General features: G+C 52.1%; 12 protein-coding genes. 6 read left to right on the top strand and 6 right to left on the bottom strand.

All coding sequences use genetic code 11. The features are described from left to right. The first annotated feature begins 31 nt into the window (after nt 1–31). From NF212_RS06715 to NF212_RS06700, 4 genes are read left to right on the top strand one after another with little or no spacing between them, the layout of a single operon-like run. Nucleotides 32–544, top strand: coding sequence for a tripartite tricarboxylate transporter TctB family protein (locus NF212_RS06715; protein ID WP_434359980.1), 513 nt, complete (start codon nt 32–34; stop codon nt 542–544). Between the two features lie 9 nt (nt 545–553). Continuing rightward, nucleotides 554–2,092: a tripartite tricarboxylate transporter permease gene (locus NF212_RS06710; protein WP_434359978.1), complete on the top strand. Its 1,539-nt coding sequence runs from the start codon at nt 554–556 to the stop codon at nt 2,090–2,092. Between the two features lie 17 nt (nt 2,093–2,109). Beyond that, entirely contained in the window at nt 2,110–2,769 is a 660-nt protein-coding gene (locus NF212_RS06705; protein ID WP_434359976.1) for a cupin domain-containing protein, read from the top strand. A gap of 49 nt (nt 2,770–2,818) precedes the next feature. Further along, nucleotides 2,819–3,457, top strand: a complete 639-nt coding sequence (locus NF212_RS06700; protein ID WP_434359974.1) for a TetR family transcriptional regulator — start codon at nt 2,819–2,821, stop codon at nt 3,455–3,457. A gap of 103 nt (nt 3,458–3,560) precedes the next feature. Here the strand turns inward: NF212_RS06700 and NF212_RS06695 are convergent, their stop codons facing one another. The 3 genes from NF212_RS06695 to NF212_RS06685 form a co-directional block, all read right to left on the bottom strand. Next, nucleotides 3,561–4,604, bottom strand: a complete 1,044-nt coding sequence (locus tag NF212_RS06695) for a GMP reductase (protein ID WP_434359972.1) — start codon at nt 4,602–4,604, stop codon at nt 3,561–3,563. A gap of 271 nt (nt 4,605–4,875) precedes the next feature. Further along, nucleotides 4,876–5,922, bottom strand: a complete 1,047-nt coding sequence (locus NF212_RS06690; RefSeq protein WP_434359970.1) for a LacI family DNA-binding transcriptional regulator — start codon at nt 5,920–5,922, stop codon at nt 4,876–4,878. Between the two features lie 8 nt (nt 5,923–5,930). Then, entirely contained in the window at nt 5,931–6,857 is a 927-nt protein-coding gene (locus NF212_RS06685) for an aminoimidazole riboside kinase (protein WP_434359968.1), read from the bottom strand. A 224-nt stretch (nt 6,858–7,081) separates the two neighbouring features. Here NF212_RS06685 and NF212_RS06680 point away from each other — a divergent pair, with 224 nt between their 5' ends. Beyond that, a complete protein-coding gene (locus NF212_RS06680; protein WP_434359966.1) occupies nt 7,082–8,089 on the top strand; it encodes a substrate-binding domain-containing protein in 1,008 nt (335 codons plus the stop codon). A gap of 73 nt (nt 8,090–8,162) precedes the next feature. Here the strand turns inward: NF212_RS06680 and NF212_RS06675 are convergent, their stop codons facing one another. Genes NF212_RS06675 through NF212_RS06665 form a run of 3 tightly spaced genes read right to left on the bottom strand, consistent with a single transcriptional unit; the run spans nt 8,163 to nt 11,113 of the window. After that, entirely contained in the window at nt 8,163–8,801 is a 639-nt protein-coding gene (locus NF212_RS06675; RefSeq protein ID WP_434359964.1) for a bifunctional 4-hydroxy-2-oxoglutarate aldolase/2-dehydro-3-deoxy-phosphogluconate aldolase, read from the bottom strand. A 9-nt stretch (nt 8,802–8,810) separates the two neighbouring features. After that, nucleotides 8,811–10,607, bottom strand: a complete 1,797-nt coding sequence (edd, locus tag NF212_RS06670; RefSeq protein WP_434359962.1) for a phosphogluconate dehydratase — start codon at nt 10,605–10,607, stop codon at nt 8,811–8,813. Then, nucleotides 10,604–11,113: a gluconokinase gene (locus NF212_RS06665; protein ID WP_054673302.1), complete on the bottom strand. Its 510-nt coding sequence runs from the start codon at nt 11,111–11,113 to the stop codon at nt 10,604–10,606. Before NF212_RS06665 ends, edd begins: the two co-directional genes overlap by 4 nt. A gap of 157 nt (nt 11,114–11,270) precedes the next feature. On the opposite strand from NF212_RS06665, the gene NF212_RS06660 reads away from it, so the two are divergent. Continuing rightward, complete coding sequence (locus NF212_RS06660) at nt 11,271–12,647, top strand: GntP family permease (RefSeq protein WP_434359960.1); 1,377 nt, start codon at nt 11,271–11,273, stop codon at nt 12,645–12,647. The last annotated feature ends 103 nt before the right edge of the window (nt 12,648–12,750 follow it).

Raw genomic sequence — 12,750 nt, 5'->3', positions numbered from 1 at the left:
TCCATACCGGGGCAGACAAAGGCAGGCTGATATGACAATGCAACCACACAAACGTTCTGACTGGATACTCAGTAGCTTATTTGCCCTGATAGGTCTCCTATTTGTTTATGAGGGGATCAACCTGCCCGGCCCTGAAACGGTGAGTTACATAGAAAAAGGCGGTGAACCGGGACGTATGCCGGTCATCCTTGGCGTGATTAACCTGATCTTCGCATTAATACTGTTTTTCAGAAAACCGGTTGATGTACCACCAGGCAAGTCCCAAAACAGCGAAATCAGGCAACAACTGGCTAGGGGAGGATTATTCACCGGAGCCCTCTGCGTCGTCTTTGCACTGGGCTTTATTTTTTTCGCCATGCAGGCAAGTGAAGCCATGTTTGGAATACTGTGCTTCCTGTTCATCTCTATATTCGTTGTGTTTTTCGAGTGGAAGGAGAGGAAAAGCACCAGGCACCTTTTGCTGTCGGCTGGCACTTTTTCTCTGGCCACTACCATCACCATAGTGGTGGTCTTTGAGAAATTGCTGTTGGTTCCGCTTCCTTAGTGGCTCGGTATGAATGACTTTATTGGTACAGTGCAAAATATCTGGCACCAGCACTTACAAAGCGCTGAATTGCTTTTAAGTACCGACAATATTGCTTTAGCGCTGGTTGCCACGCTTCTGGGCATTTCCATCGGAATGCTGCCGGGCCTCACCGCGACAATGGGTATTGCGCTTCTTACCACCCTGACCTACCAGTTTCCGCCACAAACCGCGCTGATAGTCTTGCTGTGCGTTTATGTTGGTGCAATTTATGGTGGCAGCCGCAGTGCCATTTTGCTCAATATTCCCGGAACACCCGCCAATGCTGCGACGACACTGGATGGACACCCACTGGCAAAGTCGGGCCAGGCTGCCACTGCAATGTCTACCGCCACAACGGCATCATTTCTGGGTACCCTCATCGGCCTGTGTATGTTGGCTTTGCTTGCTCCATACCTGGCTGACTATGCGCTGGAATTCCAGACCCATGAATATCTCTGGCTTGCTGTGTTCGGCATCCTGATCTCCGGTCGCCTCACGGCCAGCGAGGATCCGCTGAAAGGATGGCTTGCCGGTGTGTTAGGGCTCTCTGTTGCGATGGTTGGCATGGAAAAGCTCTACATGACAGAAAGGTTTACCTTTGGCATTGTCGAATTGCAGGGGGGCATTAACCTTATCCCGGCTATGGTAGGTGCGTTCGGGTTCTCCGAAGTCCTTTCAGTGATGTCCAGGCCCAGGGCTGAAATATCGGCGGGCAGCTACAAGCTGAAAGATGCCCTGCCCGATTTTAAGAAGCTGACGTTTTACCGGTGTACCGTATGCCGATCCGGTATCATCGGTACGGCAATGGGTATTGTGCCCGGCGTTGGTGAAGACATCGGCGCATGGGCATCCTACGCCGCTGCACGACGGGCATCCAAAGAAAAAAAAATGTTCGGTAAAGGATCCCTTGAAGGGCTTATCGCAGCAGAGACCGGGAACAGCGCGGCTGCACCAGGAGCATTAATTCCGGTACTGACACTTGGGTTACCCGGCTCTGCACCGTCAGCGGTGCTTTTGGCCGCAATGATCCTTCATGGCGTAAAACCCGGCCCGATGATCATGATTGAGAATCCCGGTTTTATCTCTCAAATCGTCATCATGATGCTGATGGCCTCTGCGGCAATGCTGGTGTTAGGCGTTGTCATTACACCATTTTTGATCCGCATTCTCTCTGTTCCCCGGGAACGCCTGATGCCGGTGGTCTTTGCCCTGTGTGTTATCGGCAGTTTTGCCATCCAACAAAGCGTATTCGATATATGGATTATGCTGGTTTTTGGCGTTGCCGGGTTTTACCTGCGGAAACTGGGCTTACCCATGGCTCCACTGATTCTCGGTATTGTCCTCGGTGATATTCTCGATAAGAGTTTTCGCCGTTCCTGGGTCATCCACGACGGTGATTTTACATTCTATTTTTCCCGGCCGATTTGTGTCGTCCTTATTATTCTCTGTCTTATTACTTTGATTGTGGGATTCAAACCGGTCAGCCGGTTTTTGCAATCCACCGGTAAGCGCTTGCTTTCACGTTAACTCAAGGAGATTCCATTATGGTAAAGCTCATTGGAGGAATTGGCTTATCCACTGTAAATATTTACGATCAGATCGCAGCCGGGGACAATGTTGGCTCCGGTTGTGCTCATGTCCACGGTATTGCCGAAGAGGCATATTTAGGCCTTAAGGGCCATGGCGCCATTGACCTACACGACCTCAAAAACGGGTACCGACGTGTAATCATTACTGAAGGCACCTTTGTGCAGTTCCCACCGTGGACAATGCACCGAGCAGTCAACCTTGATAACAGTCAGGTACTGGTCATTATGGGGGAAGACGGTTTGCCGGAAGCCGGTGATATGCGTATCTATTTCGGTGAAGACATTGACCGGGACGAAGAGAGTTACCAACTATGGGCAGGGAAGGTTAAAACCCGGGAAGATGCCCTTGCCCGGCGTGACAAATCCTCCGTAGCCCACACAGAACTGGTAAGACTGTGGGAACAAGACCGCAATGCGTATACTTCAAAGCTGGAAGCATTTTTTGAGTGCCACCGGCGGCATATTGAAAACACACCGGATTTAAGTAAATTCCTGCAAGAAGGTCTGCCTCAGTCCGAGTATTGCCAAACAGGAACCTGGAAATATGAAAACCCTAACAGACACTTTGGCTTGTGTGGTGTACGAAACCCTGTTGACCACCTGAAACCTTGCTAGGAAATAGTATGGTGATAAATGTGCCAGTAACAAGGGAGAATGCAGTCCATTGAATTCACAGCCCCCCAAAAGAAAACGCAATGCGGAACTGACACGCCGCGCCATTTTGGACTCCGCGTTACTGGAGTTCTCAGAACTGGGTTACGGAGACGCCAGGGTAGACAGCATTGCTGCCAGGTCAAACACCAGTAAACCAATGATCTACAGCTACTTTGGTGACAAAGAAGGCCTCTATGCCGCGGCGCTCCGGGAAGCCTATGTCCAGATACGCTCTGGTGAATCAGAACTTGAGCTGGAGAGCTTCTCCCCGGTTGATGCCATTAGGCGGCTGGTTCATTTCACCCTTGAACATTTCTGGGCCAAGCCCTGGTTTATCTCCATGCTGAACACGGAGAACCTTCGCAAGGGAACTACCATCGCCAACATCAGTGACCTTGATGAAATCCAGTCCCCCACCCTCGGCAGCCTGGAAAAAGTCCTGAAAGAAGGGGTGGAGCAAGGCGTATTCAGGGAAGACGTAAATACCATTGAGTTTTACATCACCATCGCATCACTTTGCTATTTCCCTATTTCCAATGCCTATACCTTGAGTACGGTATTCAATATAGATATCAATGATGAGTGGATAAAAAGGCGCGGAGATCTGATAGAAGAGGCGGTGTTGGGGTATTTGCTAAGAAAGAACTAACCTATAGTAAAACAAGAAGGCCATATCCCCGTCATTTTGAGTGATATAGCCTTATCGTTATCAACCTATGGTTGTTTCAACAATTTGTTGATCTAGCCTGATTTTACTCTTTACCAAATACGTTGTTTTCCTGCTCCTGTACCCGGATGAAAGTCGTCCTCTTTGTTAGCTCTTTCAACTGGGCTGCACCAACGTAGGTACAGGTGGAACGCACGCCGCCCATGATGTCCTGGATGGTGTTTTCAACCGGGCCGCGGAATGGCAGCAGTACAGTTTTACCCTCTGCTGCGCGGTATTTGGCAACGCCACCGGAGTGCTTGTCCATCGCAGACTGGGAAGACATGCCGTAGAACTTCATGAATGGCTTACCGTCTTTTTCTACGCGCTCACCGCCACTCTCTTCATGGCCGGCCAACATACCGCCGAGCATGACGAAATCTGCACCGCCACCGAAGGCTTTGGACACATCACCAGCACAGGCACAACCGCCATCACCGATAATACGGCCACCCAAACCATGAGCAGCATCAGCACATTCAATAATGGCTGACAGCTGTGGGTAACCCACACCGGTTTTCACGCGGGTGGTGCACACAGAACCCGGACCGATACCCACTTTCACGATATCCGCACCCGCCAGGATCAGCTCTTCCACCATGTCACCGGTAACCACATTACCTGCACTGATCACTTTATCAGGGAAGGCTTCACGCACTTTGCGAACGTAGTCTACCAGGTGCTCAGAGTAACCGTTGGCGATGTCGATACAGATGAAGAGGATGTCGCTGGAGTAAGAGAGGATTGCTTGTGTTTTTTCGAAGTCGGCTTCGGAAGTGCCGGTGGAGACCATAACGTGTTGGAGGACTGACGCATCGGTTGAATCGATAAAGGCTTTCCAGTCATCCACATTGTAATGCTTGTGCACGGCGGTCATCACATTATGGGTAGCCAGTGCTTTCGCCATTTCGAAGGTACCCACGGAGTCCATATTGGCAGCAATAATCGGCACACCAGACCATTGACGGCCACTATGTTTGAATGTAAACTCGCGCGTTAATTCAACTTGAGACCGACTTTTCAGCGTTGAACGCTTCGGGCGGAACAGCACATCTTTAAAGCCGAGTTTCAGGTCTTGCTCAATACGCATAACATATCCTTTCTTTTCTAAGACCGTGCGAAACCCCTGCGTTGCTGTTGGCAGACAGCATGGCAGTTTTCTATATTTCGCACACACAAAAAAACCGGAGCGTTGGCAGACGCTCCGGTTTTCAGCATTATATGCATAGTTTTGTATGTTACAAGCTTATTCCGCCAAAATAATCCGCTTGATCTGACCCTTCCGGCACCTGCACTAACTTTCTACCGCAACCCATTCACCTGGCTTATGCGTACTTAAATCAACGTTGGCAATGGCTGAATCACAAAACGTTTACCCGGCTGCGCCAGTGAAACACCGCAGGTATAAACTGCTGTGATGGTTCAAAATCATCGTTCTTTTTTGCACAGCTGTCATGAAGGATAGAAAATGCCGAACTTGCCATCAATTCACTGCTCTGGGCAATTGAGTCCACGTCCATCGGCAGACAATCCAAAAGTTCATGGTTGTCAAAGGTTGCAAGGTGCATCTTTCCAGCGATCAGTTGAGGCAACAGGTTATTCTGTTTGAGGTATCGCATCACTCCTTCAAACAGGGTAAACGAAGAAGTAAAAAGCACATCCGGCACCCTGCCGTTTTCTGTACAAAACTCAGCCAGCATCCGGTATCCGGAGTCCACCTGGTAGTCTCTTTGCAAGATCCAATTTTCAGGTACCGATATACCACAGCGTTTCAGCCCCTCAATGAACCCGTTTCGCCTGTCTTCGCTGGTTGACAACCCGGATTGGCCGCCGAGAAACACATATTCCCTGGCGCTTCGCCCAGATCCTTGCCGCGCAATCTTTTCCATCATCTTTGCTGTCGCTTCAAAGGCATCAGTCACGGCAAAAGGCAGTGTCGATTCGGGGATCCTGCGGTCAACCTGGACGACAGGCAAAGACGGAAGGAGAGTTTGATAGAATCGGTCATCCAAAAGTGACGAGGCCACGATCAAACCTTCGATTTGCCGCTTAGCCAACCCTGTGACCACCGCTTTTTCTTGCTCCGGGTCATCATCTGTACAGGCAATCAGCAACTGGAGCCCGGTTTCACGGCAACAGGCTTCAAGTGTTCGGGCAATTTGAGCAAACCCCTGGTTGGTTAAATCCGGTATTGCCAAGCCAATTGCACCGGATCGCCGGGTTTTCAGAGACCGGGCAACACTGTTAGGCGAATAGTGATTCGCCCTGGCAATCGCCTTTACCCGTTCCCGCGTTTCTTCCTTTATCCGGAATTCAGAACCTTGCCCGTTCAACACCAGACTGGCGGTGGTTTTGGAAACGCCGGCCAGCTCGGCAATCCGGGCAATGGTTATTTTCTTTGTATCCATATGGGGGATTAGTATTTCAGGTATTCAGCCAGTTCATTCGCATCCGGCAGTGCCGTCATCGCACCTTTGGCAGTGGTAGCAAGTGCACCGCAGGCGTTGGCCCGGACAATGACATCCTGCAAATTCCCTTCAGCTTGCCAGTCATCACTTTCAACCAACCCGGCCAGCATTCCGCCAACAAAAGCATCCCCGGCGCCAGTCGTATCTACCGGTTGTACAGGTTTGCCGGTAATCAGCGCCCGATTGTCTCCACGAACCACCAAAGCGCCTTTTTTTCCCTGGGTAACCACCACCAGCGGAACAGCAAAGTGTGTTGCCAGCCAGCCCAGAGCAGCATCCAAATCCGGCTGACCGGTCAGGAACAGCAGCTCATCGTCAGAGAATTTAACAACGTCGGACAACCCGACCGCTTTCATCACCACGGAAACCAACTCTGCCGGGTTCCCCCAGACTTCCTCCCTCAGATTCGGATCGAAGGACACAAAGCCCCCTGCCTGTTTGATACATTCCATTGCACCAAGTGTGGTACTGCGTGATGGCTCGTTGGCAAGCGCAATGGAACAGACATGCAGCCAGTCCCCACACTGAAATGCCGGGACATCCTCCGGCTCCAGAAACTGATCAGCGCTTGGCTTTACCATAAAGGTAAAACTCCGTTCTCCCTGATCGTCCAAATCGACAATCACAGTTGAAGTCCGGTGTGCTTCATCCAGTTTCAGCAAGGTTGTATCGACGCCCTCACCAGTAAGCACCTGCTTCATAAAACGGCCGAGCGGGTCTTGCCCTACCCGGCCGAAAAAGCCGGTATCACCGCCCAGCCTTGCAATGGCAACCGCAACATTGGCCGGTGCGCCACCCGGACATTTTAAGTAGTGCGCGTCACCATCCGGGATCAGGTCAACAACTGCATCGCCGGTAAGCCAGACTCGAGACATCCTTCAATCCTCACAAATTCATCCTGGGTAAAAGTGTTGCTAAACCGGTTTAGCAACACAAATACAGATGTCGGAAATTTGATCCTCTCCGCGAAATCTGTTCGATTTGCCAGCATGGTGTACAAACTCTGATGATATGGCACAGTAAGGTAATGAAAATGGCTGACATCGACCGGCCAAAAAGTTAATGTTACTGCCAGTAAACACATAGGAATCAATACGTAATGACCGCACCCCGTAAGCGTCGGCCAACCCTGAAAGATATTGCTGAGCAAGTCGGCGTCACCAAGATGACGGTCAGCCGTTACCTGCGGGATCCCGGCTCTGTTGCAGAGACAACAAGAGCCAAAATTGAAGCGGCAGTCACTGAACTTGGCTATATCCCAAGCCGTGCCCCGGACATCCTTTCCAACTCCACCAGCAAAGCAATCGGTATTCTGATTCCTTCCCTTTCCAACCAAGTGTTTTCTGCACTTGTGCGCGGTATCGAGTCGGTGACAAAGCCTGCCGGTTACCAGACCTTGCTCGCCCACTATGGCTACAGCCCGGAAGAGGAAGAGGAAAAAATTGCGTCTTTGCTTTCTTACCATGTTGACGGTCTGATCCTCACGGAAAGCTCCCACACGGCGAAAACCATCAAAATGATCCAGACTGCCGGTGTGCCAGTGGTAGAAACCATGGATCTGCCGGAGCAACCTATTGATATGGCTGTCGGCCTTGACCACCGGGCTGCGGCAGCCGCGATAGTTGAGCAGATGATAAGTCACGGCAAAAGCCGGATTCTTTACCTGGGGGCACGAATGGACGTTCGTACCCGCCTGCGTATGGAAGGATACAATCAGGCAATGGTTTCCCACGGGCTGCGCCCGGTGCATGTCCTGACTGAGGAATCATCCTGCTTTACCCTCGGCAGCCAGTTAATCGACACGGCGTTAGACCAGCATCCGGATACAGACGGCGTCTTCTGTACAAACGACGATATTGCAGTTGGTGCGCTTTTGCGTTGCCAGGAAAAAGGGGTTCAGGTACCGGAGCAAGTTGCCGTCGCCGGGTACAATGCCCTGGATATTGGCCGGACACTCTCCCCTTCTTTGGCAAGTGTGCAAACACCACGTAAAGAAATGGGTGAAGCGGCGGCAGCCATGCTGCTCAAGCGTCTGGCTGGTGAAAATAGCGATGAAAAATATCAAGATCTGGGATACGAACTGGTTCTTGGCGGGAGCATTGGCTAAGGAACGGTTAGGTTACTCCCTATAAAAAGCCCCGCAGGGTAAACCTCAGCGGGGCTTTTTTCTGTCTGCTGCCTTAGCTAACCAGCGCAACAGCCTCTTTTGACAAACGGGTTACTTCAGCCCAGTCACCTGCATCGATCGCCGCTTTTGGCAGCATCCAAGAACCACCAACGGTGGCAACGCATTTCAGCGAAGTGTACTGGTCAACATTTGCCGGGCTGATACCACCGGTTGGGCAGAAACGTACCTGTGGCAGTGGCGCAGCGATTGCACCCAGAGCTTTGGCACCGCCGTTGGCTTCGGCTGGGAAGAACTTCAGGTGGGTGTAGCCCATTTCCATCGCTTGCATGATTTCAGACGGTGTACTGGTACCCGGGATCAGCGGCGCTGGGCCGTTTTTCGCATGTGCAAGTAACGCTGGTGTCATCCCTGGGGAAATTACAAAACGTGCACCGGCAGCAACAGCTGCGTCATATTGTTCTGTGGTCAGCACGGTACCGGCACCTACCATCGCTTCCGGCTTCGCTTCGGCAATTGCAGCAATGGCGTCAAGCGCACAGTCAGTTCGCAGGGTAATTTCAAACACAGAAATACCACCGGCAAGCAGTGCTTCAGCCATCGGGACTGCATCTTCGACTTTCTCGATAACCATTACCGGCACTACAGGGGATGCCGCAAAAACGGCTTTCGGATCTACTTTCCAGTTAGTCATGATTTTTCCTCAATCTAGAATGGTTGCACCGCATTCAGCACTCGACACGCTCTTGCGCATCACCTTAAAAAATTCCCGTCCCCAGCCTTGCTGGTGCGCTTCTGGGTCATAGCCGTCAGGCGTTCTGTCGCTCAGGTCAGCGACACATTCAAGGGTTCCCGCATTGGCATCAAGACGGACGATGTCCCCGTCCTGAACCAATCCAATCGCACCACCGTGAACCGCTTCAGGCGTAACATGGATAGCTGCCGGGATTTTGCCAGAAGCTCCGGACAGACGGCCATCCGTCACCAGTGCTACCTGGTAACCGGCTTTCTGGATATTGCCAAGAACCGGCATCAGCTTATGAAGCTCAGGCATACCGTTGGCTGCCGGGCCATTGTGGCGAACAATGATAATGGCATCTTGGTTCAGCTCACCGCGCTGATAAGCACGCTCCACCTCATGTTGACAGGAGAATACCCGCGCCGGGGCTTCAACAACACGGAACTCCTCAGCCACTGCCGACACTTTGATGACAGATCGTCCAAGGTTGCCATTGAGCACCTTCATACCGCCGGATGACTGGAACACTTCCTGGGAAGTCGCCAGTACAGCCGGGTTACGGCTTTCAGAAATCTCTTCCCAAACCAGCTTGCCATCGACAAGGTGTGGTTCTTTGAAGTAATCAGTCAGTTCCCCAAATACCGGCTTGGCATCCAGATTAAGCAGGCCAGATTCAGCCAGACGCTTCATTAAACCCGGCACGCCTCCGGCTGCCTGGAAAGCGTTGATATCTTCCGGGCCGTTCGGGTACATGCGAACCAAAAGCGGCACAACATCAGACAGATCGCTGATATCGTCCCAGGTGAGTACCAGACCAGCCGCTCTCGCGACGGCCACCATATGGATACTGTGGTTGGTACTGCCGCCTGACGCCAACAGAGCAACAACACCGTTCACAAGGCTACGGGCATCGACCACGTCACTCAGCGGACGGTAAGCCGGTGTTCCCACCGCCATTGATGCAATTCGGCGAGCGGTTTCATTGGTCAGCTCATGGCGTAATTCAGAATCCGGGTGAACAAACGCCGAACCCGGCAACATCAGGCCCATGGCCTCAAATACCAATTGGTTGGTATTGGCGGTGCCATAAAACGTGCAGGTGCCCGGAGAATGGTAGGCGCTGCATTCCATTGCCAGCAGCGCATCACGCCCGGCTTCCCCGGCTGCATATTTCTGGCGGACACTGACCTTTTCTTCATTGGTTATTCCGCTGCGCATTGGCCCCGCAGGTACAAACGCGGTGGGCAAATGCGCATAGGACAACGCCCCCATTAATTGCCCTGGGGCAATTTTGTCACAGATGCCCAGCAGAAGCGTGGCATCAAACGCATTGTGGCTGAGTGAAAAAGCCGTTGACTGGGCAATCAGGTCGCGCGAAAACAGCGACATATCCATACCCGGCTGGCCTTGGGTGACCCCGTCACACATTGCAGGCACGCAGCCTGCAACCTGGGCGGTATGGCCCAACGACGCCAGCACAGATTTGATCTGGTCCGGGTAATATTTATAAGGTTGGTGCGCGCTCAACAAGTCGTTGTACGCACTGATAATCGCCACATTGGAGCGGGTCATATCCAAAATACGGGCTTTTTCGCCGCTGCAACCGGCAGCAACGGTATGGGCAAGGTTTCCGCAAGAAAGTTGGCTTCTTCCTTTTCCCTGCGCTGCCTGGCGTGAAATGTTCTCCATCCAGGCTTCACGACGCGCCTTGCTTCGCGCCTCAATACGGTCTGTAACCGCTTTTACAACCGGGTGGATCATGCCAACTCTCCCAGAGCAACAACGGAGCGGGAAACCAGTTCATCAATAGTGCAATCGATAGAGACAACGGCAACACCGTCTTCTCCGGCAGGGTGCTCCAGGGTTTCAAACTGGCTGGTCACCATACTTTCACGCATAAAGTGGCCCTGGCGGGATTTCATACGCGCCATTATCAGGTCATAATCACCATCCAGGAACAGGAACTGTACTGACTCATTACCCTCACGGATCTGGTCACGGTATTTGCGCTTGAGCGCAGAGCAGACAATCACACCCACTTCATTTTTGTTTTCCAGGCTGTAAGCCGCATCACGGATACGTTCGAGCCAAGGGGCGCGATCGTCGTCATTCAGAGGTGTACCTCCGGCCATCTTCTGGATATTTGCGCGAGGGTGCAGATCATCACCATCAATAAACTTGGCATCGAGTTCTTTAGCAAGGCGTTCACCCACTGTGGACTTCCCGCTGCCGCATACACCCATAACGACGATGCACTTACCTGCCATTTTTTCTACCTCTATCTCATTTTTGGAATTTGGCTGAGCTCTTTGCTTGTAACTTAGCATGTTACCGGTAACATGTTACCGGTAACAACCAGACTTGTGAAGCTACACACAATAATCTTTCTTCCGCGAACTTGCGGGCAAATGTAAAGGAACTAGTATGAACTCTGTAGTAACTACACCAGATGCAGGCTATCTGCTGATGGTGGCAGCAGCTTCCATTGCCTTGCTTCTTGTACTCATCATGCGCTTCAAAGTGCATGCCTTCGCATCCCTCACCCTGGTGAGTTTAGTCACTGCTGTTGCAACCGGCGTAACACCGGATAAAGTTGTCCCAACCATGATGAACGGCTTCGGCGGTACGCTGGCTTCCGTGGCACTGTTGGTCGGCCTGGGTACGATGATTGGCCGAATCCTGGAAGTGACCGGTGGCGCAAAAGTACTGGCTGAAACACTGATTGGCCGATTCGGTAATGACAAAGCCCCGTTCGCGCTGGGCGTGGCCTCACTTCTGTTTGGTTTCCCAATTTTCTTTGATGCCGGCCTTATCGTAATGATGCCGATCATCTTCAGTGTGGCGAAGCAATTTGGCGGCTCAACCGTTAAATATGCCCTGCCTGCTGCCGGTGCGTTTGCTGTAATGCACGCATTCCTGCCGCCACACCCAGGCCCGGTTGCAGCCAGTGAACTGCTTGGTGCGAACATCGGCTTGCTGACAGTGGTTGGCCTGCTGGTTGCCCTCCCTACCTGGTACATCGGCGCTTACCTCTACGGTCTGTGGGCCGGCAAACGTTTCGTGCTGCCACTGCCTCAGGCATTCCTGGCAAACCAGGAAGTGATTGATGAATCCAACAAGCCGTCTTTCGGTACCGTTATGGGCATCCTGTTGTTGCCTCTGGTTCTGATTTTCATGGATACCGGCCTGCATACTATGACAGTACTGGGCTGGGTAGATGGCGATACCGGCTGGGTGAACTTCTTCCGTATGCTGGGCAAGACCCCTGTTGCCCTGCTGATTACCCTGATGGTCTGCCTTGCAGTATTTGCCAAAGACCACGGCATGGCGAAACTGGAAAAACTGTGCGGTGACTCTCTGGCACCTATCTGCGCGGTGATTCTGGTCACCGGTGCCGGCGGCATGTTCGGTGGTGTACTGCGTGCAAGCGGCATTGGTAATGCTCTGGCTGACCTGCTGGCGGATACTGGAATGCCAGTTATCCTGGCGGCCTTTATCATCTCTACCGCACTGCGCGTAGCCCAGGGTTCTGCGACTGTTGCCCTGACAACGACTGCAGCGCTGATTGCACCGACCGTAGCGGCAACAGTGGGCCTGAGCGAGTTTGACCTGTGCTTTATCGTCATTGCCATTGCATCTGGTGCAACTGTCCTGTCTCACTTCAACGATTCCGGTTTCTGGCTGGTAGGCCGACTGCTGGAAATGGATGAGAAGACCACACTGAAAACCTGGACTGTAATGGAAACCCTGCTGGGCGGCGTTGCATTCCTAATCGTAGCAACATTAAGCGTGTTCCTTTAATTTCACGACGTAAGCAACACCAAAACAAAAAAGCAATGTAGAAGAGGAAAACCGCCGGGGAAACCCGGCGGTTTTTTTATAATTGCCTCCTTGCGGCACAACA

Source organism: Parasalinivibrio latis, from assembly GCF_036825535.1.
Lineage (GTDB): Bacteria > Pseudomonadota > Gammaproteobacteria > Enterobacterales > Vibrionaceae > Parasalinivibrio > Parasalinivibrio latis.
Note: the sequence above shows the minus strand (reverse complement) of the source record. Positions and strands in the feature narration are given on the sequence as shown.

What these genes read in the sequence shown, in the direction of transcription:
- NF212_RS06715 (WP_434359980.1), top strand. Translation starts at nt 32, where the DNA reads ATGACAATGCAACCACACAAACGTTCTGACTGGATACTCAGTAGCTTA.
- NF212_RS06710 (WP_434359978.1), top strand. Translation starts at nt 554, where the DNA reads ATGAATGACTTTATTGGTACAGTGCAAAATATCTGGCACCAGCACTTA.
- NF212_RS06705 (WP_434359976.1), top strand. Translation starts at nt 2,110, where the DNA reads ATGGTAAAGCTCATTGGAGGAATTGGCTTATCCACTGTAAATATTTAC.
- NF212_RS06695 (WP_434359972.1), bottom strand. Translation starts at nt 4,604, where the DNA reads ATGCGTATTGAGCAAGACCTGAAACTCGGCTTTAAAGATGTGCTGTTC.
- NF212_RS06690 (WP_434359970.1), bottom strand. Translation starts at nt 5,922, where the DNA reads ATGGATACAAAGAAAATAACCATTGCCCGGATTGCCGAGCTGGCCGGC.
- NF212_RS06685 (WP_434359968.1), bottom strand. Translation starts at nt 6,857, where the DNA reads ATGTCTCGAGTCTGGCTTACCGGCGATGCAGTTGTTGACCTGATCCCG.
- NF212_RS06680 (WP_434359966.1), top strand. Translation starts at nt 7,082, where the DNA reads ATGACCGCACCCCGTAAGCGTCGGCCAACCCTGAAAGATATTGCTGAG.
- NF212_RS06675 (WP_434359964.1), bottom strand. Translation starts at nt 8,801, where the DNA reads ATGACTAACTGGAAAGTAGATCCGAAAGCCGTTTTTGCGGCATCCCCT.
- edd (WP_434359962.1), bottom strand. Translation starts at nt 10,607, where the DNA reads ATGATCCACCCGGTTGTAAAAGCGGTTACAGACCGTATTGAGGCGCGA.
- NF212_RS06665 (WP_054673302.1), bottom strand. Translation starts at nt 11,113, where the DNA reads ATGGCAGGTAAGTGCATCGTCGTTATGGGTGTATGCGGCAGCGGGAAG.
- NF212_RS06660 (WP_434359960.1), top strand. Translation starts at nt 11,271, where the DNA reads ATGAACTCTGTAGTAACTACACCAGATGCAGGCTATCTGCTGATGGTG.